Origin of the sequence: Actinospineispora acaciae DSM 45401 (assembly GCF_000620785.1) — a bacterium.
Lineage (GTDB): Bacteria > Actinomycetota > Actinomycetes > Mycobacteriales > Pseudonocardiaceae > Pseudonocardia > Pseudonocardia acaciae.
In genome coordinates, this window is record NZ_JIAI01000002.1 from 410,209 (window position 1) to 433,642 (window position 23,434).

23 protein-coding genes and 1 pseudogene are annotated in these 23,434 nt (G+C 72.0%); 12 read left to right on the plus strand and 12 right to left on the minus strand.

Annotated elements, in window-relative coordinates:
• Positions 1-41 precede the first annotated feature (41 nt).
• Positions 42-1,244: a cytochrome P450 gene (locus N912_RS0111570; protein WP_028922546.1), complete on the plus strand. Its 1,203-nt coding sequence runs from the start codon at positions 42-44 to the stop codon at positions 1,242-1,244.
• A gap of 7 nt (positions 1,245-1,251) precedes the next feature.
• On the plus strand, positions 1,252-1,770 hold the full coding sequence (locus tag N912_RS0111575; protein WP_028922547.1) for a cupin domain-containing protein: 519 nt from the start codon (positions 1,252-1,254) through the stop codon (positions 1,768-1,770).
• A gap of 39 nt (positions 1,771-1,809) precedes the next feature.
• Here N912_RS0111575 and N912_RS0111580 read toward each other — a convergent pair whose 3' ends face one another.
• The 4 genes from N912_RS0111580 to N912_RS0111595 form a co-directional block, all read right to left on the minus strand.
• Positions 1,810-3,009, minus strand: coding sequence for a cytochrome P450 (locus tag N912_RS0111580; protein ID WP_028922548.1), 1,200 nt, complete (start codon positions 3,007-3,009; stop codon positions 1,810-1,812).
• 117 nt (positions 3,010-3,126) lie between these two features.
• Complete coding sequence (locus N912_RS51250) at positions 3,127-3,837, minus strand: YwaF family protein (RefSeq protein WP_037064222.1); 711 nt, start codon at positions 3,835-3,837, stop codon at positions 3,127-3,129.
• A 12-nt stretch (positions 3,838-3,849) separates the two neighbouring features.
• A complete protein-coding gene (locus tag N912_RS0111590) occupies positions 3,850-4,185 on the minus strand; it encodes a YnfA family protein (protein WP_028922549.1) in 336 nt (111 codons plus the stop codon).
• 25 nt (positions 4,186-4,210) lie between these two features.
• Complete coding sequence (locus N912_RS0111595) at positions 4,211-5,035, minus strand: alpha/beta fold hydrolase (RefSeq protein ID WP_028922550.1); 825 nt, start codon at positions 5,033-5,035, stop codon at positions 4,211-4,213.
• Positions 5,036-5,155: 120 nt separating this feature from the next.
• Between N912_RS0111595 and N912_RS0111600 the strand changes: the two genes are divergently transcribed.
• Positions 5,156-5,629 (plus strand): TrmH family RNA methyltransferase, encoded by a 474-nt coding sequence (locus N912_RS0111600; protein ID WP_037064224.1) that lies wholly within the window; start codon positions 5,156-5,158, stop codon positions 5,627-5,629.
• Between the two features lies 1 nt (position 5,630).
• On the opposite strand, the gene N912_RS0111605 is transcribed toward N912_RS0111600, so the two are convergent.
• The gene (locus N912_RS0111605; protein ID WP_028922552.1) at positions 5,631-7,001 is read right to left on the minus strand and encodes an MFS transporter; all 1,371 of its coding nucleotides are present in this window, start codon (positions 6,999-7,001) and stop codon (positions 5,631-5,633) included.
• A 12-nt stretch (positions 7,002-7,013) separates the two neighbouring features.
• Positions 7,014-7,916, minus strand: coding sequence for a polysaccharide deacetylase family protein (locus N912_RS0111610; RefSeq protein WP_028922553.1), 903 nt, complete (start codon positions 7,914-7,916; stop codon positions 7,014-7,016).
• Positions 7,917-8,059: 143 nt separating this feature from the next.
• Between N912_RS0111610 and N912_RS0111615 the strand changes: the two genes are divergently transcribed.
• The 3 genes from N912_RS0111615 to N912_RS0111625 are packed head-to-tail and all read left to right on the plus strand — an operon-like array spanning position 8,060 to position 12,236.
• Positions 8,060-9,130, plus strand: a complete 1,071-nt coding sequence (locus tag N912_RS0111615) for a LacI family DNA-binding transcriptional regulator (RefSeq protein ID WP_156993437.1) — start codon at positions 8,060-8,062, stop codon at positions 9,128-9,130.
• Between the two features lie 49 nt (positions 9,131-9,179).
• Complete coding sequence (locus N912_RS0111620) at positions 9,180-11,234, plus strand: TRAP transporter permease (protein ID WP_028922555.1); 2,055 nt, start codon at positions 9,180-9,182, stop codon at positions 11,232-11,234.
• Positions 11,235-12,236, plus strand: coding sequence for a TAXI family TRAP transporter solute-binding subunit (locus N912_RS0111625; protein ID WP_051580061.1), 1,002 nt, complete (start codon positions 11,235-11,237; stop codon positions 12,234-12,236).
• 5 nt (positions 12,237-12,241) lie between these two features.
• Here the strand turns inward: N912_RS0111625 and N912_RS0111630 are convergent, their stop codons facing one another.
• From N912_RS0111630 to N912_RS61535, 4 genes and pseudogenes are all read right to left on the minus strand, one after another.
• Positions 12,242-12,799, minus strand: coding sequence for a DUF5753 domain-containing protein (locus tag N912_RS0111630; protein WP_425415296.1), 558 nt, complete (start codon positions 12,797-12,799; stop codon positions 12,242-12,244).
• 87 nt (positions 12,800-12,886) lie between these two features.
• Positions 12,887-13,150, minus strand: a pseudogene (locus N912_RS65695) (helix-turn-helix domain-containing protein); the annotation flags it as partial.
• On the minus strand, positions 13,071-13,589 hold the full coding sequence (locus N912_RS62000; RefSeq protein WP_084210818.1) for a DUF6879 family protein: 519 nt from the start codon (positions 13,587-13,589) through the stop codon (positions 13,071-13,073). The pseudogene N912_RS65695 and the gene N912_RS62000, both read right to left, overlap by 80 nt.
• Positions 13,590-13,592: 3 nt before the next feature.
• Positions 13,593-13,967 carry a hypothetical protein gene (locus N912_RS61535; RefSeq protein WP_028922558.1) on the minus strand — a complete coding sequence of 125 codons (375 nt, stop codon included), beginning with the start codon at positions 13,965-13,967 and terminating at the stop codon, positions 13,593-13,595.
• A 208-nt stretch (positions 13,968-14,175) separates the two neighbouring features.
• Here N912_RS61535 and N912_RS63420 point away from each other — a divergent pair, with 208 nt between their 5' ends.
• The 3 genes from N912_RS63420 to N912_RS51255 all read left to right on the plus strand — a co-directional run bounded on the left by N912_RS63420 (position 14,176) and on the right by N912_RS51255 (position 16,165).
• Positions 14,176-14,421, plus strand: a complete 246-nt coding sequence (locus tag N912_RS63420) for a hypothetical protein (protein WP_156993440.1) — start codon at positions 14,176-14,178, stop codon at positions 14,419-14,421.
• Positions 14,422-15,110: 689 nt separating this feature from the next.
• A complete protein-coding gene (locus tag N912_RS0111645; RefSeq protein ID WP_156993442.1) occupies positions 15,111-15,449 on the plus strand; it encodes a hypothetical protein in 339 nt (112 codons plus the stop codon).
• Positions 15,446-16,165, plus strand: a complete 720-nt coding sequence (locus tag N912_RS51255) for a class I SAM-dependent methyltransferase (RefSeq protein WP_051580062.1) — start codon at positions 15,446-15,448, stop codon at positions 16,163-16,165. Before N912_RS0111645 ends, N912_RS51255 begins: the two co-directional genes overlap by 4 nt.
• Positions 16,166-16,264: 99 nt before the next feature.
• Here the strand turns inward: N912_RS51255 and N912_RS51260 are convergent, their stop codons facing one another.
• Together N912_RS51260 and N912_RS0111660 are read right to left on the minus strand one after the other, a co-directional pair.
• Positions 16,265-17,461 (minus strand): GNAT family N-acetyltransferase, encoded by a 1,197-nt coding sequence (locus tag N912_RS51260; RefSeq protein WP_037064226.1) that lies wholly within the window; start codon positions 17,459-17,461, stop codon positions 16,265-16,267.
• A 54-nt stretch (positions 17,462-17,515) separates the two neighbouring features.
• Positions 17,516-18,703, minus strand: coding sequence for a PucR family transcriptional regulator (locus N912_RS0111660; RefSeq protein WP_028922560.1), 1,188 nt, complete (start codon positions 18,701-18,703; stop codon positions 17,516-17,518).
• 104 nt (positions 18,704-18,807) lie between these two features.
• Here N912_RS0111660 and N912_RS0111665 point away from each other — a divergent pair, with 104 nt between their 5' ends.
• The 3 genes from N912_RS0111665 to N912_RS0111675 are packed head-to-tail and all read left to right on the plus strand — an operon-like array spanning position 18,808 to position 23,428.
• The gene (locus N912_RS0111665; RefSeq protein ID WP_028922561.1) at positions 18,808-20,844 is read left to right on the plus strand and encodes an acetate--CoA ligase family protein; all 2,037 of its coding nucleotides are present in this window, start codon (positions 18,808-18,810) and stop codon (positions 20,842-20,844) included.
• A complete protein-coding gene (locus N912_RS0111670) occupies positions 20,841-22,160 on the plus strand; it encodes an alkyl sulfatase dimerization domain-containing protein (RefSeq protein WP_028922562.1) in 1,320 nt (439 codons plus the stop codon). Before N912_RS0111665 ends, N912_RS0111670 begins: the two co-directional genes overlap by 4 nt.
• Positions 22,148-23,428 carry an MFS transporter gene (locus N912_RS0111675; RefSeq protein ID WP_037064229.1) on the plus strand — a complete coding sequence of 427 codons (1,281 nt, stop codon included), beginning with the start codon at positions 22,148-22,150 and terminating at the stop codon, positions 23,426-23,428. Before N912_RS0111670 ends, N912_RS0111675 begins: the two co-directional genes overlap by 13 nt.
• Positions 23,429-23,434 lie beyond the last annotated feature (6 nt).

The window sequence follows — 23,434 nt, forward strand, 5'->3', positions numbered from 1 at the left end:
ATGAATAGCCCGACCGTTAAACAAGACACGGAGGTCGTGCAATGACGGAAACGACCGACTCGGTGCGTTCCTGGGCCGCCCTGGCGCCGCGCGGGCTCGAATTCGACCCGTTGCTGGCCGAGCTGTTGGCCGACGAGCCGGTGTCGCGGGTGCGGCTGCCGCACGGGGAGGGCTGGGCCTGGCTGGTGACCAGGTACGCGGACGTCAAGCTGGCCACCTCGGACCCCCGGTTCAGCCGGCACGCGCTGCTCGGGCGGCCCATCACCAGGCTCGCGCCGCACTTCATCCCGCTGGACGAGGCGGTGGGGTTCGCCGACCCGCCCGAGCACACCCGGCTGCGCCGCTCGGCGGCCAAGGCGTTCAGCCCGAAGAGCATGCAGCGGCTGCTGCCGCGCACCCGCCTGCGGATGAACCGGCTGGTGGACGACCTGCTGCGGCACGGGCCGCCGGCCGACCTGATGGCGCACGTGCACCGTCCGCTGCCGCTGGCGGCGGTCAGCGACCTGATGGGCGTGCCGGAGCCCGACCGGCCGGCGATGGCGAACTGGACCGCCGTGCTGCTCACCGCCGGCGCCGGCCGGGAACGCAGCGAGCGGGCGAAGGCGGAGATCGGCGCCTACTTCACCGAGTTCCTGGCCGCCCGCGCCCCCGACCCGGACGGTGACCTGGCCGGCATCCTGGCGGCGGCGGTCCATCGCGGCGAGCTGGGCCTGGACGAGGCGGTCGGGCTGGCGGTGCTCATCCAGGCCAGCGGCGCGCACGCGGTGTGCAACAACAGCGGCAACATGCTGTTCACCCTGCTCACCTACCCCGACCAGCTCGCCCGGCTGCGCGCCGACCCGGCCCTGCTGTCCAGGGCGGTGGACGAGCTGCTGCGCTGGATCCCGCACCGCAACGGCGTCGGCATGGCCCGGATCGCGACCGAGGACGTGCGCCTCGGCGGCGTGCTGATCCGGGCCGGCGACCCGGTCTACGCGTCCTACCTGTCGGCGAACCGCGACCCGGAGGTGTTCGCCGACCCGCACCGGCTGGACCTCGACAGGGGCTTCAACCCGCACCTGTCCTTCGGCCACGGCCCGCACCACTGCGTCGGCGCCGCGCTGGCCAGGATGGAGTCCGAGGTCATCGTCTCGACGCTGCTGGAGCGGCTGCCCGGGCTGCGGCTGGCGGTGCCGGCCGGCGAGGTGCCGTTCCAGCCCGACGCGCTGATCCGGGGCCCCGAGACGCTGCCGGTGACCTGGTGAGCGCGGGATGAGCGTGGACGGCCTGGTGGTGCCGCCGGGCGGCGGCCGCACCCTGGTCAGCACCGCGCAGCGGGTGACGTTCAAGGTCACCGGCGCGGACTCGCGGGCGGCGTCGACGTTCGAGGTGTCCGTCCCGCCCGGGTTCGACGTGGGCGCGCACGTGCACGCCCACAGCGAGGAGCTGTTCTACGTCCTCGAAGGCGAGCTGGAGGTGCTCGCGTTCGAGCCGACCGTGCGCACCGCCGACGGCTGGCGGGGCTGGCGGTCCCCGTCCGGTGCCGGGGTGACCCGGGCCCGGCCCGGCACGCTGATCCTGGTCCCGCCCGGCTGCCCGCACGCGTTCGCCAACCCCACCGGCGCGCCGGCGCGGATGCTGTTCCAGGCGTCCCCGCCGCCGGACCACGAGCGGTACTTCGAGGAGCTGCTGGACATCCTCAACGCCGGCGGCGAGGTCGACCACGCGGCGATCGCCGAGCTGCGCGCCCGCTACGACATCAAGCAGCTCACGCCGATGGTCCCCCCGTGAGTGGTTAGCGTTGCTATGGCAACGCTAACCACTCACGGGTCACCAGGTGACCGGCAGCGACTCCGGCCCCCGGTTGACCACCCCGCGCAGCCACCGCACCCGCTCCGGTTCGCAGGCCAGCCGCAGCCCGGGGAACCTGGCGACCAGCCGGGCGAGCAGCACGCGCAGCTCCATCCTGGTCAGCGAGGCGCCCGCGCAGTGGTGGATGCCGTGCCCGAACGCCAGGTGCGGGTTCGAGTCCCGGTCCACGTCCAGCCGGTGCGGGTCGTCGAACACCTCCGGGTCGCGGTTGGCCGCGATGTAGGAGACGTACACGGCCTCGCCGGCCCGGACGGTGGCGTCGCCGATCGGCAGGTCCTCGGTGGCGATGCGGGGCAGGCCGACCCCGTTGCGGTTCGGGATGTAGCGCAGCAGCTCCTCGATCGCCGTGGGCAGCAGCGCGGGGTCGGCGCGCAGGCGCGCCAGCAGGTCGGGGTGGCCGAGCAGGACGTAGGCCATGGTGGCGCCCATGTTGCGCACCATCTCCACGCCGTTGAGCGCCAGGATGTAGCCCAGCGAGATCAGCTCGGGGGTGCTCAGGTTGCCGGCGTCGCGGGCCGCCACCAGGGTGCTGACCAGGTCGTCGCCGGGCTCGGCGGCCTTGCGCGCGGCCAGCTCGCCGAGGTAGCGGCCCAGCTCGGCCTTGGTCGCGGCGCTGTCCTGGCGGGCCGTCGTGGTCGACCACACCACCCGCTGCCAGCCGCGTACCCGCTCCCAGTCCGCCTCCGGCACGCCCAGCAGCTCCGACACCATCCGCATCGCGAACGGCGCGGTCAGCGCCTCGGTCAGGTCGATGGGCGGCTCCTGGCCGGCCATCCGGTCCAGCAGTTCGTCCGCGATCGCCTCGGCGCGCGGGCGCAGCCGCTGCACCCGGCGCACGCTCAGGCCCTGCATGGCCAGCCGGGCCAGCCGGGTGTGCTCGGGCGGGTCGGTGCGCCCGATCCCGCCGGGCAGCCCCAGCACGTGCGGGGTCATGCTGGTGATCGGGCGGTCCACCGTCGCCGCCCGGCTCAGCCTCGGGTCCATGGCGATCCGCTTGACGTCCTCGTACCGGGTCGCCAGCCAGGCGTCGCCCTCGCCGAACCGCATCCGGATCCTGGCCAGCGGTTCCTCGGCGAGCAGCCGGGCCAGCAGCGGATCGAGCCGGACGCCGTCCAGGTCGTCCACCGGCCAGTCGTGTGCCCGGGGCGGTTCGGTCATGCCGGCGTCCTCTCCTCGACCCCGACCATCCTCGGGCCCGCCGTCGGCGAGCCGCCAGGAGTTCGCGCGGCCACCATCCCTCCGCGCCGCGCCAACCCACCGATTCGGTGGTCCGGCTCAGCCGCCGACGTGCTCCTCGTCCCGGCGCGCCGGGGCCGCCGGGCGGCGACGCCACGGCGCGGTCATCAGCGCCCACACGCCGAGCAGCAGCGCGACCTCCGGCACCAGGTACCACGGCCACGGCCCGAGCAGGTCCAGGATGGACCCGGTCGGCGGCTTGGCGTTCAGGAAGCCGTAGTTCGTGCCGGTCAGGGCGTTGAACGCCAGCGTCGCCGCCGCCCAGCACCCGGTCACCCCGACGGTGAACCAGTAGCCGCGCCAGCTCGGCGCCAGCCGCAGCCCCCAGGTCAGGAAGATCGCGGCCCACACCACCATGCTGTGGCTGGCGAAGAACACCAGGAACTGGAGGCTCGGGAAGTCCGGCCCGGCCAGCGCCGGGGTGAGCAGCGACTGCGTGCTCAGCGTGATCCCCCAGTAGTAGGTCAGCGCGCACGCCCAGCGCCACCGGGTCCACAGCGCGCACGCGGCGGTGTAGGGGGCCAGGTCGGACAGGTGCAGCGGCAGCGTGTGCACGACGTGCTCCGGGTCGAACTCCCACACGTGCTCGCCCACGACCAGCACCAGCAGCACCACCGCGAGCACCCGCGCGCACAGCCCGGCCGCCCGCGCCCCGCCGTGCCTGCCCAGCACCACCAGGCCGGCGGCCCCGGCCACGGTGACGGCCAGCACCGTGGAGTGCGACGTGCCGTACGCGACGAACTCACTCATGTTCCCAGGCCCTCAGGCGTGGCGTGGCGCGTACATGATCACGGCCACGCCGAGCAGGCAGAGGACGGCGCCGACGACGTCGAACCGGTCCGGCCGGTACCCGTCGAACGCCATTCCCCAGGCCAGCGAGCCGGCCACGAACACGCCCCCGTAGGCGGCCAGGATCCGGCCGAAGTGCGGGTCCGGCTGCAGCGTGGCGACGAACCCGTACGCCCCCAGTGCGAGGATGCCGGCGCCGACCCAGAGCAGGCCACGATGCTCGCGCACGCCCTGCCAGACCAGCCAGGCACCGCCGATCTCGGCGAGGGCCGCGAGCACGAACAGCGCAACCGAGCGCAGCACCGTCACGGCCGACCAGCCTAGAACGTGACGGTTACAGATGTGACAGCAGCGCCGCGTAGAACGCCTCGGGCGCCTCCAGCCACGGCACGTGCCCGACATCGGGCAGCGTCACCCGCGTGACCGACGGCAGCGCCCGGTGCAGCGAGTCCACCGCCCAGTTCGGCCGGATGTCCAGGGCGCCCTCCACGATCAAGGTCGGAACGGCCAGTCCTCGGCAGGCCGCCAGCAGTTCGTCCTCGTCCCGCGAGGCGAGCCTGGCCTCCGCGCCCAGTGCCGCGTTGCACTCGTGGTTGATCTCGAACCAGGGGTCGGCCATCCGCTCGGCGTACTCGGTCGCCCTGGCCTGGTCGGCGAAGTCCGCCGTCCACTGCAGCACCGCCTTCTCCCGGTCCTCGGCGTCGGTGCTGGCGTCCAGGACTTCGAGCCGGTCGCCCAGCCGCTCGGCGAGGTTGCGCTTGTACTCCGGGTGCCAGTCCCGCCCGAGCCCGGTGCCGGCGACGTAGCCGAGCGCGCTCACCCGGTCCGGATGCTCCAGCGCGTACCGCAGCGCCACCGTCGCGCCCCACGAATGCCCGAGCACCGCCGCCCGCTCCAGCCCGAAGTGCCGCCGCACCGCGTCCAGGTCCCGCAGCGTGCGCGCCAGCTCGTACGGCCCGCGCCGCTGCGACCGCCCGCACCCCCGCTGGTCCCAACGGATCACCCGCCGCCGCCCCGCCAACGCCGCCGCGACCTCGCCGAACATGTCCCACAACCCCGGCCCGCCGTGACACAGGATCAACGGACGCCCCGTCCCGGCCGCCGTAGCCCACAGCTCGCACCCGTCGTCGGCCAGCACCGTCTCCGCGTCGTGATCCACACGACCGAGTATCACGTCCGCCCGTAGAATCGCGACAGCTCATAAGCCCTCGACGATGGCCCCGGCGCGCCGCCAAGCGCCGTTCCCCATGTTGACAAGGAGACCGTTCGTCCGCGCCTGATGCGCGCCCGCCGCCACGGTTGCTGGGACCACCTGATCGCCGCCCCGCTGTGGGTCGCCTACGGCGCGAACCTGGGCACCCTGCTGCGCACTTGCGACGCCGTCGGGGCGTGCATGGCGGTGCCGCGCACCCCGCACTACCGCGGCGCGCTGGCCAAGGGAAACACCCTGCCCGGCCGCAGCTGCGTGCACTGGGTGGCGCCCTCCAAGCTCGGCTGGCTGCGCGACCAGCGCCGGCGCGGCGCCCGCCTGGTCGCCGTCGAGCTGACCGAGGGCGCCCTGCCGCTGCCCCGCGCCCAGGCCGCCCGCCACCGCACCGTCGTGATGCTCGGTCACGAGCACGGCGGAATCCCGCCGGACGCGCTGGAGCTGGCCGACGAGGTGCTCGAGATTCCCATGACCGGGCGCGGGGTCAGCCTCAACGTCGCCGTGGCCGGCTCACTGGTCCTCTACCGCCTCGCCGGCCTGATGTAGGTCAGTCGGTGCGGACGGTGCGGGGGTCGATCTTGCGGGCGGCCAGGATGAGCAGGCCGGAGGCGAAGATCGGCAGGCAGCCCCAGAGGAACGCGGCGGTCTCCCAGGTGTGGCCGCCGTTCAGGGTCGCGGTGATGCACAGGCCGGCGATGATCGCGCCGACCTGGCCGGCCGCGTTGATGATCGCGCCGCCGGTCGCCCTGGAGTGCACCGGGAAGCTCTCCCCGTTGAAGAAGATCAGCGCGGAGTACGGGCCGATGAGGAAGAACAGCCCGGCGCTGTACAGGGTGATGATCACGCCGACGTCGCCGTCCGGGGCGAGCAGCATGCCCGCGAAGCTGGCCGAGGACAGGATCCAGCCCACCGAGATGGCGTTGCGCCGGCCGATCCGGTCGCCCAGCCAGCCGTGCACCAGGTAGCCCACGAACGCGGTGGCGTTGGAGATGATCAGGATGCCGATCGCCCCGCTGAACGCGATGTTCTTGCCGTTGGCCGCCGTGAGCAGGGAGGTGCCCAGCACCGCGAAGGTGAGCACGCCCAGCCAGTTGAGCAGCATGGACCCGCCCAGCACCAGCGTGGAGCGCAGCGACTCGCCCTTGAACGCCGCCGCCAGCGGGCTCGACTCGTCGGCCGCGCCCAGGCCGGCCGCGGTGGTGACCGCCGTGGCGCCCTCGACGTCACCGGCCGCGAGCAGCCGTTCGGCGCGGCGGCGGGCGACGAACTGCGGGCTCTCCTTGAGCCGCCGACCGGCCACGAAGATGAACACCGCCGGGAACACCGCGACCAGGAAGCACAGCGCCCAGCCGCCCACCGGGAACAGCAGGAACACCGACACCGCCGCGAGCACCGAACCGACCGGCCACCCGGACTGCACCAGCGAGTAGATGAACCCGCGCCGCCGTGCCTGCGCCGGGTCGCGGTACGAGTGCGCGAACATCTCGTTGAGGTAGGTCGAGTTGATGGCCTGCTCGGAGTACCCCAGCCCGGCCACCGACCGGATCAGGATCAGCAGCACCACGCCGACCCCGCCGGCCACCCCCGCGACCCAGCCGGCCACCGCGGTCAGCCCGGAGCACACGGCCGCCCCGATCACCGCGATCATGATCCCCTTGCGCCGGCCCACCCGGTCCACCACCGGCCCGACCGCGAACGCGACCAGCGCGGTGCCCGCCGTGACCCAGGTGTTCACCGCCGTCGAGCTGGCGTCCGACCACCCCAGGTCCTTGGCCAGCTCGGGCAGCAGGTTGCCGAACAGCACGAAGTCGTAGACCGCGAAGGTCCAGGCGAAGAAGCAGATCCAGGTGGAGAACCGGACGTCGGAATCGGTGACGACGTGCTCGGTGTCGGCGGCGCTGCCAACGTGTGCGCTCATTTTCAATACACCTCAGTAACCGAGAGGCCGTTCGGCCCCGTCGAAGGGAAAGCGAACGCGGAAGTCGTCGGCGGCCTGTTCCATCGTCGACCAGGTGATCCCGTCGTGGCCGCTGATGTAGTCGATCAGCCGTTCCAGCATCAGCAGCACCTGCGGGCGACCCGAGACGTCCGGGTGGATGGTGAACGCGAACACCGCGTAGTCCAGCTCGCGGTACACCCAGTCGAACTGGTCGCGCCACATCTGCTCGATGTCGCGCGGGTTCACGAAACCGTGGCTGTTCGGCGAGCCCTTGATGAACATCATCGGCGGCAGGTCGTCGACGTACCAGTTCGCGCCGATCTCCACCAGGTCGATCTCCTGGCCGCGTTGCAGCGGCCGCATCCAGGACTCGGCCGGGGCGTTGAGGTCGATCTTCGTCCAGCTGTCGCCGACGCGCGCGTAGAACGGCACGAAGTCGTTGAGCCCCTGGCTGTGGTCGTAGGTGAACCCGTACTTGTGCAGCAGCGACGGGGTGGCATCGCTCATCTCCCACCACGGCGCGACATAGCCCCTCGGCGGGCGCCCGGCCATCTTGTCGATCAGCTCGACGCTGCGGGCCAGCACGTCCTCCTCCTGCCGGGGCGTCATCGCGACGGGGTTCTCGTGCGCGTAGCCGTGCGCGCCGACCTCGTGCCCGGCGTCGACGATCATCTTGACGGTGTCGGGGAACGTCTCCAGGGAGTGCCCGGGGATGAACCAGCTGGCCGGGATCTCCTTGCGCTGGAACATCTTCAGCAGCCGGGGCGCTCCCACATCGCCGGCGAACATGCCACGCTGGATGTCCGACGGTGAGTCCTCACCGCCGTAGGACCCCAGCCAACCGGCGACGGCGTCGATGTCGACTCCGAACACGCAGTGGATGTGCTTGTCCATGGTCAGAACCTTCCGGGCACGGGCGGGAGACAGTGATCAACTAGCGGAAGAACGCAGAATTGAGGCGCGAGCCCCTAACGTTAGGGCTAACGTTAGGCTGAAGATAGAGACCACATTATCGGGTGTCAATGGGGGGATATGTCATGGCAGGTCGACGCGACGGGGGCGCCGGCGAGCTGGACATCGGAAAGCACGGCCGCCCCCCGACGCTGCGGATGATCGCCGACGAGCTGGGCCTGCACGTGACCACGGTGTCCCGGGTGCTCAACGGGTCGCGGGCGGTCGCGGAGTCGGCGGCGTCGGCGGCCAACGTGGCCAGGATCCGGCAGCTCGCGCAGCGGCTGGGCTACCAGCCCAACCCGCAGGCGATCGGCCTGCGGACCAGCCGCAGCGGCCTGGTCGGGGTGATGGTGCCCAGGCTCTCCGACCTGGTGCTGGCGACGATCTACGAGGGCATCGAGGACGCGGCGAACAACCACGGCCTGGCCACCTTCGTCACCAACTCCCACGACCGCCCCGAGCTGCGCCGCGCCCGCACCACCATGATGCTCAACCGCCGGGTGGACGGCATGATCTTCGGCGACGCCGACCACAACGCCGAGTTCGTCGATGGGCTGGCCGAGCGGGAGGTGCCGTTCGTGCTGGTCAGCCGGCATGCGGGCGATCACCCGGCGGTCACCTGCGACGACTACATGGGCGGTCGGCTGGCCGCCACGCACCTGGCCGGGCGGGGGCACACGGACGTCGCCGTGGTGGCCGGCGAGCCGTACGCGAGCACGGGCATCGACCGCACCGGCGGCTTCGTGGACGGCATGGCAGAGCACGGCGTCGCGGTGCCGGCCGACCGGGTGGTGCACTCCCACTTCGACGCGGAGGGCGGCCGGGCGGCGGCCGAGCGGATCCTGGCCGCCTCGGTCCCGTCGGCGATCTTCGCGGTGAACGACTTCGCGGCGATCGGCGTGCTCGGCGCGCTGCGTGCCCGGGGGCTGCGGGCCGGCGTGGACGTCGCCGTCGTCGGTTACAACGACACACCGCTGGCGGCCAACCTGCCGATCCCGCTCACCACCGTGCGCTCGCCGATGTTCCGGATGGGCCAGCGCTCGGTGGACCTGCTCGTCGAGCTGCTCGCCGGCCGGCGGCCCGCGTCCGAGCGGCTAGCCCCCGAGCTGGTCGTCCGCGCCACCTCGGTACCGGAGGACGAGCCGGCGAACTGACCGCGCTCTTCGACTATCCAAAGGGTGCTCGCGCGGCTACCGTCGGCGCATGTCAGACCGGGAGGCCGAGCCGACCTCGCTTGACGCCCTGGAGCGGGAGGCCACCCCGGTCGACCCGGAGACCATGGCCGGGTACGACGAGGAGCGGCCGGCGCGGTCGTTGTCCGGCCGGGTCGAGACGGCGGTCAATGTCATCTCCGCGCTGGTCGCCGCGTTCTCGCTGTACCAGGTGTTCTTCCCGCTGCCGGCCGGTCGCCAGTTCGCGCTGATGCTGTTCCTGGCCTGCGTGCTGCCGCTGGTGTTCCTGTGTTACCGGTCAGGCGCAGGGCAGGGCCGTCGAGGCGGCGCGGACAACCCGGGGCCGGCGGACTGGGCGCTGGCGGTCGTCGCGGTCGCGGTCGGCCTCTACCCGGTGCTGCCGGTGACGATCGGCGACGGGGGCGGCGGGTACAACGCGTTCCTGGACCGGCAGGGCCTGCTCACCACGCCGGACCTGATCGCGGGCGCGGTGCTGCTGGTGCTCGTGCTGGAGGCCTGCCGGCGCACCACGGGCTGGGTGCTGCCGGCCGCCTGCCTGCTCGCGCTGGCGTACTCGTACTACGGCGGGTTCCTGCCGCAGAACTGGCCGATCGCGCACCAGGGGCTGAACCCGGACGAGATCATCAACGGGCTGTACAACGACGCGTCCGGCTTCTACGGGGTGCCGCTCGCGGTGGCGGCCAGCTACATCGTGCTGTTCGCGCTGTACGCGGCGGTGCTGGACATGTCGGGCGCCGGGCGGTTCTTCATCGAGCTGTCGTTCGCGATGTTCGGCGGGTCGCGCACGGCGCCGGGGCGGACGGTGACGCTGTCCGGGTTCCTGCTCGGCACGGTGTCGGGCTCGGGCGCGGCGACCACCGTCAGCCTGGGCTCGGTGACGTGGCCGATCCTGCGTCGCGCCGGCTACCCGGCGGAGAACGCGGGCGGGGTGCTCGCGGCGGCCGGCATCGGGGCGATCCTGTCCCCGCCCACGCTCGGCGCGGCGGCCTTCATCATCGCCGAGTACCTGCGGGTCTCCTACCTGCAGGTACTGCTCTGGGCGATCCTGCCGACGGTGCTCTACTACCTGGGCATCCTGCTCGCGGTGGAGATCGACGCGCGGCGGTACGGGACGCGGGCGGTCGCGGTGCGCACGGCCGGCGGGCCGTGGCGGCTGCTCGGCCGGTTCGGCTACCACCTGGTCTCGCTGGTCGTGATCATCGTGTTCCTGGCGCTGGACATCCCGCCGTTCACCGCCGTGGTGTACGCGATCGGCATCCAGCTGGTGCTGTCGTTCCTGGACAAGCGGCACGCGCTGACCCCGCGCCGGCTGTTCGACGCGCTGGCCGGCGGGCTGCGCAGCGCGCTCGCGGTGGCCGCCGTGTGCGCCGCGGCCGGGATCATCACCTCCACGATCGCCAAGACCGGGCTGGGCCTGCAGCTCGCCTCGATCCTGGTGAACACCGCGCGGGCGGTCACCGACAACCCGACGGGGACGCTGGTGGTCACCGCCGTGCTGGCCGCGCTGGCGATCGCCGTGCTCGGGCTGGCCGTCCCGGTCACCGCGTCGTTCATCATCGCCTGGGTGATCATCGCGCCGGCGCTGACCGACCTCGGGGTGGCCGCGCCGGAGGCCGCCATGTTCATCTTCTACTTCGCCGTGCTCTCCGAGGTGACGCCGCCGACGGCGCTGGCCGCCGTGGCCGCCGCCGCGATCACCGGCGGGCGGGTGGTGGCCACCATGTGGCAGGCCGCGAAGTACACGCTGCCCGCGTTCCTGGTGCCGTTCGCGTTCGTGCTCACCGACAACGGCGCCGCGCTGCTCACCGAGGGCCCGGCCGTCACCGTCCTGTGGGCGTCGCTGGTGGCCGGACTCGCGGTGGCGGCGCTGGCGGTGGTCACCGGGGGCTGGCTGGTCGGCCGCGCCGGGCCGATCGAGCGGGCGCTGTGCCTGCCGGCGGCGTTGCTGCTGCTCTACCTGGCCCCGGCCACGATCGTCGCCGGTGTCGCGCTGCTGGCGGCCGCCGTGGCCGTCCATCTACTGCTGCGTGTGTGGAACCGTGAAACCCCCGAGGAGGCGTTGTAGGTGAGGTACAGAGCGGTACTGGTCACCGTCCTGGTGGGCGCGGCGCTCGTCGCGTGCGGCGGGCGGCAGGAGGCGGCGCCGGCGTCCCCAGGCGGCGGGGGTAGTTGCGAGGTCACCCGGGACACCCGGATCAGCATCGCGACGGGCAACACCGGCGGGGTGTACTACGTGCTCGGCGGGCGGTTCGGCGAGGTGGTCACGCAGGCGACGGACGGCAAGCTGAAGGCGACGGCCGCCGAGACCGGTGCGTCGGTGCAGAACATCCAGCAGCTCGCCGCCGGCACCCACCAGGTGGCGTTCTCGCTGGCCGACAGCGCCGCCGACGCCGTCGTCGGCAAGGGCGCGTTCGAGGGCAAGCCGCAGCGGATCGCCGCGCTGGGCCGCATCTACCCGAACTACACCCAGGTGGTCGCCCGCTCCGACGCGGGCATCAACTCGGTGGCCGACCTGCGCGGCAAGCGGGTCTCCACCGGCTCGCCGAAGTCCGGCACCGAGGTGATCGCCAACCGGGTGCTCGCCTCGGCCGGCCTCAACCCCGAGCGGGACGTCTCCGCGCAGCGCCTGGACCTGGGGGCCAGCGTGGACGGGATGAAGGACGGCACCGTCGACGCGCTGTTCTTCTCCGGCGGGCTGCCCACCCCGAACATCACCGACCTGTTCACCAGCCTGCGCGGCAAGGTCAAGCTGCTGGGCACGGACGGCCAGCTGACCGAGATGCGCAAGATCAACCCCGTCTACCAGGTGGCCACCATCCCCGGCGCGACCTACCCGGGCGCGGTGGACACCCCGACGATCGTGGTGCCCAACCTGCTGCTGGTGCCGACCACCATGGACCCGGCGGTGGCCTGCGTGCTGACCAGGACGCTCTACGAGCGCACCGCCGAGTTGGTGGCCGCCAACCCGTCCGCCCGCGACATCACCCGGCAGAACGCGCGCGCGACCGACCCCGTCCCGCTGCACCCGGGCGCCGCCCGCGCCCTGGACGCCCTCGGCGCTGGATAGTCACCTTACGTCAAATCTTCCATTGCACTGCGTATGAGCGCCCGAGCCGCGGCGCCATACACGGCGGATTGCTGTAGGTGTGCGAACATCTCGGCATAAAGACGGACTTCGCTCGGCTGTGTGATCTGCAATTCAGCCGTAGGTGTTTCGACGCAGACCAATGTGTCGTCGTAGATCCAGTATGGGACTTGCGAGAAGGTTTTGCGAATTTCGGACTGTGGGATGATCCCGAGGCTGATCCTTGGTAAGGACATCGTGGCGAGGAGCCGGTCGAGCTGGCCCGCCATGGTCTCCCGGCCACCGACGCGCACGCGTATTGCGTTCTCTTCGAGTACGACAGCGAAACGGCGACTTCCGGAGTATAGAATCGCTTGCCGTTCCAGGCGTGCCCGAAGGGCGTCATCGACGTCGTTCGGGGCGTTCAAGAAGTCGATAAAGTATCTCAAGACCGCTAATGAGTAGTCCGCTGTCTGGAATAGTCCAGGTATGGCGCTGTGCTCGTATATGCGAAACAGCGTTGTCTGTTCGTAGAGCGGTACCGACGCCATCATGAGGTGCTTCATGCCCGCGCGGGTCTGCCGACGCCACTCAACGTACATCGAATCAATGGCGCGCGCTGTGGCGATGAGGTCTGGTATTTCGTCCTCGACGCCGCAGGCGTGGCACCACGCTCTAATGTTCTCTTCGGAAGGTGCCTGGTTCCCGTTCTCTATTCGGCTGACTTTCGTGAAGTGACACCCGACGGAAGTCGCCAGGGCTCGTCCCGTGAGGCCAGCCTGCTTGCGGAGATCCCGGAGCCGGAGCCCGAGCGACTCTCGAGCTTGCTGAGCGGGACTAGCCGGCCTTGTATTCACGATCGGTAATCGACAGTTCCCAGACGGCGTCGAATGCGGCTCGGCACAGATTGACGGCATAGGGGTCGCGCGTCTTCTGGCGGTCGACAACCAGGCCGCCTGCCGCAAAGATCAAGAAGACAACGATCTCGTTATCAAATAGCCAGAAGTCGTTACCTGGCAGGGCGATCGTTGATACGCGAGCGCGCGGAACCCAGCGGATGTCCTCCCCGGCCTCGACATACAGATGAGAGTCCTTGAGTACCCATTGCTGATATTCCGAGATTGGTTCCGATATTATCCGAGCCCGCCGAAATACCTTACCCGCACGCGAGGCGTCACGTACGGTGTCGAACCATGGTTGCAGCCACTCGGTGTCGTCGGGTTCGCCTGCCTGCCATCTAGCGAAATGCGGTATCTCGGCCGATGTTCCGTACGAATCCCGCATCTCCAGATGCAGTGCTTCTTGGCGAAACGAAGAAAACAGGCTTGCCAAGGATTCGTAGGAGATGCTTTCCAAGGTTCAGCTCCCAACGAGTTCGAGTACAGCGTGACGGGAGACTTCGACGCAGTCCTCGTGGTCCGGGATCTCCATCTGGCTCAGCGCCTCGTGATCGGTGACCTTCTTCCCGCGGATAATGTAGTTTCCGGAGTCGGTTACATGCACTATGGGCGGAATCAGGTTCACGATGGCGCCATCAACTCCGTCCTTTGTCAGGTGCTCCATGAGCTTCGCTGGGACCTCCACCAGAGTCTCATCGTCTAGCACGGTCACCGCGGCCAGGATCTGGGGATCGGTCACGATCCAGCCCTGCACGACATACGAGCCGTGGTCGGTGGCGTACAAGGTCGGTGACTGGTTGGGCTGGGAGTCCTTGCCGAGGAAGGTGAGTCGCATCGCCACTCCTTCGAGAGCCGTTGCAGATCTTCTCAAGACATCGAGCGTCCGACAGTGTGGCACACGGGTCAAGAACTCGGTGAGCTTCAGGGATCGACAGGGTTCTGACAGGCGAACTCGCCGCCAGTTCCACGACGGCGCGAACGCTCCCCACAACTTTCTGCAACATCGTTGAGCTTGCCGCGTTGACGTTCGTAGCGTTGCTGACATGCAGACGGCGGACGAGCGGGCCCTCGACGATTTCCCCAGCGAGCAGACCGTCCGCTTGGCGGCAACGCGCCACCCGCTCCCTGCGTCGCGGTGTGAGACATCGAACATCGGCCCAGGTCTCGGCGTGATCGACAACGGCACGCGATGCGGGCCGGCTCCCGACTGGGGCAGTGCCGTACTGCAGTACTGGCTCGCCAAGCGGCGCGGTGAACGCACCCTGCGCCGGGCACGGCGGCGTGGCTGACCGGCGGGAGTGCTCCGTTGGCTGAGTCGGAGAACTGCGTGTGCGGTGTCAGCCTGAAACCGCCGTCCACTGGTGAATGGTGGTGGCCCCAGGCTGACCCGGAACCCGGCCCGGACGTTCGAGCCGTGGTCCGCTACGGCGGACATCCATACATGAACCGCCTTATCCGGACGAAGAGTGGGTGGATTGCGCGACACGGCTCTCCGCAGCCTCAGCCATGGCGCGAAGTCGGGCTCTGCGTGGCAGGGAATTGTCATCCGGTGGTCCGCGCAAGAGTACTTGGGGAGGGGACGTGATCTCGGTGGCGACCGATCTTCGCTCGGACCAGGGCGACGACGGTACGAAGAAGCCAATGAGCCCGCTCAAGGTTCGGCTCTGGTGGCTCTGGCAGTGGTTTCTCGGCGCTTGTGAGTTGACCTGGGCGCTGCTCAGGCCGCGTTAATGCGCGAACTCAGGCCCCGGCGTTGTCCTGCCGGGGCTGAGCCAGCGAAGTGCGAGTCAGAAGTGGGTGCCGTGGCGGACTTTACGGTCGGCGGCGAACGCGGCGTCCAGGGCGGGGCGAGCGCGCGGGCCTCCTCCGCGTCGACGTACCGGACGCCGCCTGGCACCCCGCCTACCTACGGCTTGGGCTCTGGCCCATCGCGCCACTCGCACAACCGGAGATGCTTCGCCTCGGCGAATCGCTACCGGTGGCCTGGCGGACCAGTAAGCGGCTGTTTCGCCTGCGGCTCGCGCGCGCCGGATTCACCCCGGCCGTCACCGAGCCGCGCAACCCCGAATCGTTCGACGACACGATGCGTGACGCCCTTCGCCGCCACGCGCCGCGACTGCTCGCCCGGATGCTCGCGGAGTCGGTGCTCGTCGACTTGGGCTTCGTCAACCCTGACAGTCTCACAACGACCCTGCGCCGCCTCCGGCGCGGCTCACCGGCCCCGCCGCTGCTCTACGACATGCTCGCTGTGGAGGTCGGGCTACGGAGCATGACCAGCCACAACACGTCGCCACACGCCACCGGGATACCGACATGATCGACGCCGCAAGCCTGGCTGAGGCGAACATCGTCTACCGCCACCCCAACCTCTACGACGAGCTGACCCACGCCGATGACCAGGCGGACACCGTGGCCCGGGTCGTGGCCGACCTCGGCGCCCGGGTGGCGACGGTGCTGGATCTCGGCTGCGGCACCGGCCGCGACCTGGGCATCTTCCGGAACCGATGCGGCTGGTCGGGAGTGGGTATCGACCTACAACCACAGATGATCGACTACGCCCGCACTACCCGCCCCGACCTTGACCTACGGGTCGGGGATCTCCGCGACCTGCGCCTACACGCCAGGTTCGACCTGATCACCTGCCTGGGAAACAGCCTCGCCTACCTGCACACCGACCGCGAGCTCGCTGCGGTCGCCGAGACGGCGAGCGAACACGCCCACCCCGGCGCCCTGTTGATCATCAACACCCTCACCACGCCGCCGCCGGAAGCTTCCGACAGCTCACACCGGGTGCACACCGCGGACGGGGACGCCACGGTGACCATCAACTCACGGTGGCACCCGGACACCCGCCTGCACACCACCTCCCGGGCCTGGGACTTCGACCACGGCGGATCCGCCCTGGACAGGTTGGTCCGCCGCGTCATCGCACGAGACGAGCTGGACGCGATCCTTGCGGGCGCCCATTTCGAGACCGTGCGCGGGCACGAATCGCCTTTTGCGGTCTACCAGGCGCCGGATCGGCGTTTATAGGCTGGTGGTCACGACCATGCCCGCTGATGTGCCGGACTCCATCCGCCCGCGGCACAGTCGGTGCGGCGAGGCGGGTTCTGGGGGATCGCCGGCCGGCGGCTAGAAGTGGGTGCCGTGGCGGACTTCGCGGTCGGCGGCGAACGCGGAGTCCAGGGCGGCGAGCACCGCCGGGTCGTCGGCCGCGAGCAGGCCGGCCCTGGCCATGGCGTGCGCGCGGTGCGAGCCGAAGTAGAGCATGGCCAGGGTGGCGATGTTCAGGTGCGCGTCCGGTTCGGACGTGACGCGCTCGCAGCTCGCGCCGCCGGGGCCGCCGCGTAGCCGGAAGCGCCCGCCGAGGTCCAGGAACGGGTCGGCGACGTCGAGCACCGCGTCGATGTCGACCGGGTAGCGGCGGGCGGCCAGGGTCCGCTCCACGTCCAGGATGCGCGCCCACAGGCCGTCCGCCAGGTCGGTGGTCCGCACCTGGCGCGGGTCCTCGAGCAGCCACGGCAGCGGGTCGTCGAGCGGGCAGGCCTCGCTGGTGACGGTGTGGGTCAGGTCCAGGCCGAGCAGGACGCGCCAGAGCGCGGCGTGGGCGTCCTCGGTGGCCGCGAAGAAGTCGACCACCCGGCAGGAGCGGTCGGACTGGTGGATGCGGTACGAGGCGTAGCCGTCCGGATGCACCAGGTGGAACAGCTCGGTGCCGCCGCCCCGCCGCTCGGCGCGGTCCACGAACTCGTGGTCCCACCAGGGCTCGCTGCGGGACAGCGCGCCGGGAGTGACCGCCGCCCACCGCCGGTGCACGTCCGGGGCGAGCGCGCGGGCCTCCTCCGCGTCGACGTACCGGACGCCGCCCGGGTTGGGCGCGTCCGCCCGCATCCGGGCCAGCCGCCGGTCGATCCGCACCTCGCGCTGCCGGCTGGCCTGCCCGTACCCGAACCGCCCGTAGATCCCGCCCTCGCTGGCGGTCAGCACCGACAGCGCCACGCCCTGCTCGGCGTGCTCGCGGTGCTGGCGGTCCATCAGCCCGCGCAGGATGCCCTGCCGCCGGTGGGTGGCCGCCACCGACACCCAGGTCACGCCCTCGGTGGCCAGCGTCGCGCCGCCGGGCACCGTGATCTCGAACGGGAACGCGCCGGTCACGCCCAGGATGGTGGCGTCGGCGGGATCGTAGGCGAGCAGGTAGCGGTCCGGGTCGAACAGCGGGCGGAAGTCGTCGATGTCGGTGCTGGTGTAGGTGATCCCGAACGCCCGGCTGTCGGCCGCCGACATCGCGAGCAGGTCGTCGGGCAGGGCGTGACGGATCTCGAACTTCATGGTCACCGATTCTGTCGTCGATCACCCCGCGGTGTCGACCAGGTTACGGCGGTGTCACTCTCCGTACATCGCCAGGGCGGACCCGAGGAGCAGCAGGCCGCGCGCGGTGCGCGGGTCGGCGCCGGTCACGGTGGTCACCCGGGTCAGCCGGTTGTCCACGGTGTTGGGGTGCACGTGCAGGGCTCGCGCGGTGCGCCGGCGGTTGAAGTCCTGCGCGAGGTAGGCGCGCACGGTGTCCAGCAGGTCGGGGTCGGCGCGCAGGGCGGCCACGACGGACTCCAGCTCGGGCCGGGCCGCGCTGTCGTGGTCCAGGTGATACTCGAGGAGCAGCTCGCCGAGCACGGCGACCTCGCCCGGGTTCGGGGACAGCCGCAGCAGCCGCCGCGCCTGGCCGGCCGCCGACGGCACCGCGCCCAGGCTCGCCGCGTGCGCGAACCCGGCGCTCACGTCGGCCCCGGCGGCCTCGCGCAACGGGCGCATCGCCGCGCGGGCCGCCGCCAGGTCGTCGCGCTCGGCCCCGGCTGACGGGGTCGACGGCCGCAGCACCAGCCCGCCGTCGGGGTCCAGCGCGGCCAGCACCTCCTCGCCGAGCGCGGTGGTCAGCGCCCTGGTGAGCTGGTGGACCTTGCGGCGCCCGGCCAGGCGTTGGCCCACCGCGTCGCCGACGGACTCGGCGGGCTGCTGGCCGAACCGCAGCGCCAGCACCGCGTAGGCGTCCGCGAGCCGGATCCCGGCGCGGTGCGCGAGGTCGGCGGCGGGCTCGCCGGCCACCAGCGCCCGGACCACCGCGCGCACCGCCTCCCGTTCCTCGCTGTGCGCGGCCTGGAACTCCCGCTGGTGCGCCTGGACCGCCGCGTTCGCCACCGTGTGCAGGCAGCGCAGCAGGACGCCGGCCGCCGGCCCCGGTGGGCTCCCGCCGGCCAGGGACACGACCTCGTCCCACAGCGTCTCGGCTGCGACGAAGTACGCGTCGACGAAGTCGGCCACCGGCAGTCCCTCGGCGCCCCGGTCGCGGGCGCGGTCCCGGAACAGCCGCAGGTCGGCGCCGGCGGGCTCGCGGCCGTCCCGGACCGCGCGCAGGAACAGCCGGCCGAACGCGTGGCAGGTGTGCGCCATGTGCCGGTGCAGGTGGTCGGGCACCGTGCCCTGGTAGCGGGGCGAGCGGTCGGCGTACGCGTGCAGGGTGCGGTCCACCACCTCGGGCAGCCGGTGCTCCAGCCGGTTCCAGAGTGGTTGTGACATGTCACAGGACGTTAGTCGGAAGAGTGGACAATGAGCGCTGTCGCGCCGGCTGCGAACGGCCCAGAGTTGGGTTGTAGTACATGACGCCCGTCACAGGGAGACCCATGCAGACCGACCGCTGCGAGCCGCTGTTCGCGCCGAGGTCGATCGCGGTGGTCGGGGTGTCCGGCCGGGCGGGGCTGTCCTGGGGGCGGATCACCGTGCAGCGGCTGTTGGCCGGCGGGTACGGCGGCGAGGTGGTCGCGGTGGCGCGCGGCCCGGTGGAGCTGGCGGGGGTACGGGCGGTGCGGTCGCTCGGCGAGATCGGGTACGGGCCGGACCTGGTGGTGGTGGCCACGCCGGCGGCCACCGTGCCCGGGGTGCTGCGCGAGGCCCGCGAGGCCGGTGCCGGCGCGGCGGTGGTGTACGCGGCGGGGTTCGCCGAGGCCGGCGGGCACGAGCTGGAGGCGGAGCTGCGGGCGGCGGCGGGCGAGCTGGCGGTGCTGGGGCCGAACTGCCTGGGCCTGGTCGGCCGGCGCGCGGCGGTGCGGCTGTCGCCGACGGCGATGCTGGACCGCGAGCAGGCCCCGCCCGGGCCGGTGGCTGTGGTGTCGCACAGCGGTGCGCTGGGGTTCGTGCTGCTCGACATGCTGGAGCGGGCCGGGGTGGGCTACTGCTACTACGCGAGCACCGGGAACGAGGCGTGCCTGGGCGCCGCCGAGGTCGGGCGCTACCTGCTGGCCAGGCCCGAGGTGGAGGTGCTGGTGCTCTACCTGGAGGCGGTGCGCGACGCGGCCGGGCTGCGCGAGCTGGGCCGGCTGGCGCGCCGGTCGGGCAAGGCGGTGGTCGCGCTCGCGGCCGGTCGCAGTGAGGCCGGGCGCCGCGCCGCGCTGTCGCACACGGCGGCTGTGGCCGGGGACCGGCTGCTGCTCGCGTCGCTGTGCCGGCAGGAGGGGATCACGCTGGCCGCCGACGACGACCAGCTGGTGGACGCGGTGCTGTGCGCGCGCCGGGGCGTCACGCTGCCGCCGTCACCCCGGCTGGCGATCCTGACCATGTCCGGCGGCGCCGGGGGCGTGCTGGCGGACAACCTGACGGCGCTGGGCGCGCGGATCCCGGCGCTGTCCGACGCGACCCGGCGCGGGCTGGCCGAGGTCGGCGGGGTGGAGGCCACCGACGCGAACCCGGTGGACCTCGGCGGGAACGTGGGGCACTGGGTGGACCGGCTCCAGGCGCTGCTCGGGGTGCTCGACGCCGACCCCGAGGTGGACGGCGTCGTGCTGTACCTGACCTTCGGCGACCGGTTCCTGGACGCCTACCGCCGCGTCGCCGAGCGCGCCTCGGCCGCGCGCACCCCCACCTGGTTCGTCTGGACGTGCGCGCCGGCGGGGGAGCGGGAGCGGCTGGGCCGCCCGGACACGGTGCTGGACGGCATCGGCTCGCTCACCCGGCGGCTGTCGGTGCTGCTGCCGGACACGGTGCCGCCGCGTCCGCGCCCCGCCCGACCCCGCGTGCCCGGGCGGACGGTCTGGACCGAGCTGCGCGCGGCGCCGCTGCTGGCCGACGCCGGCATCGCGCACGTGCCGACGGTGTCCGCCGCCGACGCCGAGGACCTGACGGCGGCGGTACGGGACCGAGGGTGGCCGGGCCCGTTCGTGGTCAAGGGCGACGCGGCGGACGTGCCGCACCGCGCCCGGCTCGGCCTGGTCCGGCTGGACGTGACGGCGGCCGAGCTGCCCGCCGCGGCCGAGGCGGTCGCCGGGCGGCTGGCGACGGCCTCCACCGACCCCGGCCGTCGCCTGGTCGCCCAACCCCTGCTCGACCACTGTGCCGAGCTCGCGCTGGGCGCCGTCCGCGACCCGATCTACGGCACCGCCGTGCTGCTCGGCGCGGGCGGCGACCGGGCCGAGGACGGCGCGGCACCCCGGCGCGGCCTGCTGCTCCCAGCCGCCGACGGCCAGGTCCGCGAGCTCGCGTCCTGGGCGGCCACCGTCCTCGCCGCCCCCGCCGACGCCACCGCCGGGGTGCTCGAAGCGCTGGCCGGGCTGCTCGCCGACCACCCGGAGATCACCGAGGTGGACGTCAACCCGCTGTGCGTCGTCGGTGACCGGCTGGTCGCCGTGGACGCGCTGATCACCGTCACCGAGGAGGGCACGCCGTGACCGACCTGCTCGACTACGCCGACCGGATGTGGCGCGGCGAGGCCAACGCCCGTGCCTACCACTCCGGGACGCTGCGCGCCGAGGGCCTGCACGAGCTCGCCGACGGCGTGTGGATGTGGCCCGCATTCGGCAACGTCTACGCCTTCCCCACCGCCGACGGGCTGCTCTGCTACGACACCGGCGGCGCCCAGACCGCCGCCGAGCTGTTCGCCGCCGTCCGCGCCCGCACCGACGTGCCGCTGCACACCGCGATCTACTCGCACGGGCACATCGACCACGTGTTCGGCATGGCCGCGTTCGACGCGGAGGCCACCTCGCGCGGCCGGCCTCGGCCCAACGTGGTCGCGCACCGGGACGTGGAACCCCGGTTCCGCCGCTACCAGGCCACCCTCGGCTACAACACGGTGATCAACCAGCGGCAGTTCCAGAGCCCGGGTTTCCGCTGGCCCGCCGAGTACCGGTTCCCCGACACGACCTACGCCGAGTCGGCCACCCTTCGGATCGGCGACCTTGACGTCCACCTGCGGCACTGGCGCGGCGAGACCGACGACGCCACCGTCGCCTGGTTCCCGGACCGGGGCATCCTGTGCTGCGGCGACTTCTTCATCTGGGCCTGCCCGAACCCCGGGAACCCGCAGAAGGTGCAGCGCTACGCGCTGGAGTGGGCACGGGCCCTGCGTTGGATGGCGAGCCTGGGCGCGGAGCTGCTGCTGCCCGGGCACGGCCTGCCCGTCGTGGGCGCCGACCGGGTCCGCACCGCGCTCACCGACGCCGCCGACCTGCTCACCACCCTGCACGACCAGACGGTCGAGGCGATGAACGCCGGCGCCACCCTCGACGAGGTGATCCACGGCGTGACCGCGCCGGCCGAGCTGCTGCGCAAGCCCTACCTGCGGCCCAGCTACGACGAGCCGGAGTTCATCGTGCGCAACGTCTGGCGGTTCTACGGCGGGTGGTACGACGGCGACCCGGCGAGCCTCAAGCCGGCCCGGCGCGGCGAGCTGGCCGGCGAGCTCGCCGCGCTGTCCGGCGGCAGCGCCCGGCTGGCCTCGCGGGCGCGCGAGCTGCTGGCGGCCGGCGAGCACCGGCTGGCCGGCCACCTCGCGCAGCTCGCGGTGGACGCCGACGACCGCGACGCCGACGCGCACGCCGCCCGCGCCGAGGTGTTCACCGCACTGGAGAAGGCGGCCACCTCGACCATGGCCAAAGGCGTCTACGCCTGGGCGGCCGCCGAGTCCCGCGCCGTCCTGGCCGGCGACGACCTGGACGCCCAACTGCGCGCGCACACCGAGGGCCGGCTGCGATGGGCGATCTGACCGTCCGTACCCGCGTCGACGCCTCCGGCCGCCGCGAGGCGCGCGCCTGGGTCGTCACCGCGCTGCTGCTGGTCTTCATGCTGATCAACTTCGCGGACAAGGCGGTGCTCGGGCTCGCGGCCACCCCGATCATGCGCGACCTCGGCCTGACCCACGCCGAGTACGGCCTGCTGTCCAGCTCGTTCTACTTCCTGTTCAGCGTGTCCGCGATCGTCGTCGGGTTCGTCTCCAACCGGGTGCCGACCCGGTGGGTGCTGCTGGCCATGGCGGTGGTCTGGGCGCTGACCCAGCTGCCCATGGTCGGCACCGTCGGGTTCGGCGTGCTGATGGCCAGCCGGGTGATCCTGGGTGCGGCCGAGGGCCCGGCCAACCCGGTGGCGATGCACGCCGCGCACAAGTGGTTCCCCAACGAGAGGCGCAGCCTGCCCAGCGCGCTGCTCAACCTCGGCTCCGGCCTCGGCGTCGCACTGGCCGCCCCGCTGCTCACCGCCGTGATCATCACGTTCGGCTGGCACTGGGCGTTCTTCTCCCTGTTCGCCGTCGGGATGGCGTGGGTGGCGCTGTGGGCGCTGCTCGGCCGGGAGGGCTCCGTCGCCTCGGTGCGCAACGACGCGGGGGAGGAGCCCCGGGTGCCGTACTCGAAGATCCTGCTCAGCGGCACCTGGCTCGGCGGATTCCTGGCCGGCTTCGCGGCGTACTGGGCGCTGTCCCTGCTGGTCGCCTGGGTTCCGCCGTACCTGGAGACCGCGCTCGGCTACGGCCCCGCCGCCACCGGCACCCTGGTCGCGCTGCCCTGGGTGGCCGCCTCGGTCCTGATCTTCGGCCAGGGCGTGGTGACCCAGTGGCTGATGCATCGAGGCGTCTCCAGCCGAATGGCCCGGGGCGTCCTCGGCGGGGTCGGCGTCCTGGTCTCCGGCGCCGCCATGGTGGCCTTTCCGCCGCTGCCGGACGGCCCGCTCAAGATCGCGCTGCTCACCCTGGCGTTCAGCGTCGGCGGCATCACGTTCGCGATCGGCCAGACCGTCTCCGCCGAGATCAGCCCCGCCCGCCAGCGCGGCGCCGTACTCGCCATCGGCACCGGCCTCGTCACCTTCGCCGGCCTGCTCGCCCCCTATCTGACCGGCCGCATCATCCAGGCGGCCGCAACCCCCGCCGCCGGCTACCGGCTCGCCTTCACCCTGACCGGCGCCCTCATGCTCCTCGGCGGCACCCTGGCCGTCATCTTCGTCCGCCCCGAACGCGACGCCACCCGCCTCGGCCTGCGCTGACCCCGC

Bases quoted from the DNA above. Each gene is read 5' to 3' on its own strand.
- N912_RS0111570 (WP_028922546.1), top strand. From the start codon at position 42: ATGACGGAAACGACCGACTCGGTGCGTTCCTGGGCCGCCCTGGCGCCG.
- N912_RS0111575 (WP_028922547.1), top strand. From the start codon at position 1,252: ATGAGCGTGGACGGCCTGGTGGTGCCGCCGGGCGGCGGCCGCACCCTG.
- N912_RS0111580 (WP_028922548.1), bottom strand. From the start codon at position 3,009: ATGACCGAACCGCCCCGGGCACACGACTGGCCGGTGGACGACCTGGAC.
- N912_RS51250 (WP_037064222.1), bottom strand. From the start codon at position 3,837: ATGAGTGAGTTCGTCGCGTACGGCACGTCGCACTCCACGGTGCTGGCC.
- N912_RS0111600 (WP_037064224.1), top strand. From the start codon at position 5,156: ATGCGCGCCCGCCGCCACGGTTGCTGGGACCACCTGATCGCCGCCCCG.
- N912_RS0111605 (WP_028922552.1), bottom strand. From the start codon at position 7,001: ATGAGCGCACACGTTGGCAGCGCCGCCGACACCGAGCACGTCGTCACC.
- N912_RS0111610 (WP_028922553.1), bottom strand. From the start codon at position 7,916: ATGGACAAGCACATCCACTGCGTGTTCGGAGTCGACATCGACGCCGTC.
- N912_RS0111615 (WP_156993437.1), top strand. From the start codon at position 8,060: ATGGCAGGTCGACGCGACGGGGGCGCCGGCGAGCTGGACATCGGAAAG.
- N912_RS0111620 (WP_028922555.1), top strand. From the start codon at position 9,180: ATGTCAGACCGGGAGGCCGAGCCGACCTCGCTTGACGCCCTGGAGCGG.
- N912_RS0111630 (WP_425415296.1), bottom strand. From the start codon at position 12,799: ATGAAGCACCTCATGATGGCGTCGGTACCGCTCTACGAACAGACAACG.
- N912_RS61535 (WP_028922558.1), bottom strand. From the start codon at position 13,967: ATGCGACTCACCTTCCTCGGCAAGGACTCCCAGCCCAACCAGTCACCG.
- N912_RS63420 (WP_156993440.1), top strand. From the start codon at position 14,176: ATGCAGACGGCGGACGAGCGGGCCCTCGACGATTTCCCCAGCGAGCAG.
- N912_RS51255 (WP_051580062.1), top strand. From the start codon at position 15,446: ATGATCGACGCCGCAAGCCTGGCTGAGGCGAACATCGTCTACCGCCAC.
- N912_RS51260 (WP_037064226.1), bottom strand. From the start codon at position 17,461: ATGAAGTTCGAGATCCGTCACGCCCTGCCCGACGACCTGCTCGCGATG.
- N912_RS0111660 (WP_028922560.1), bottom strand. From the start codon at position 18,703: ATGTCACAACCACTCTGGAACCGGCTGGAGCACCGGCTGCCCGAGGTG.
- N912_RS0111665 (WP_028922561.1), top strand. From the start codon at position 18,808: ATGCAGACCGACCGCTGCGAGCCGCTGTTCGCGCCGAGGTCGATCGCG.
- N912_RS0111675 (WP_037064229.1), top strand. From the start codon at position 22,148: ATGGGCGATCTGACCGTCCGTACCCGCGTCGACGCCTCCGGCCGCCGC.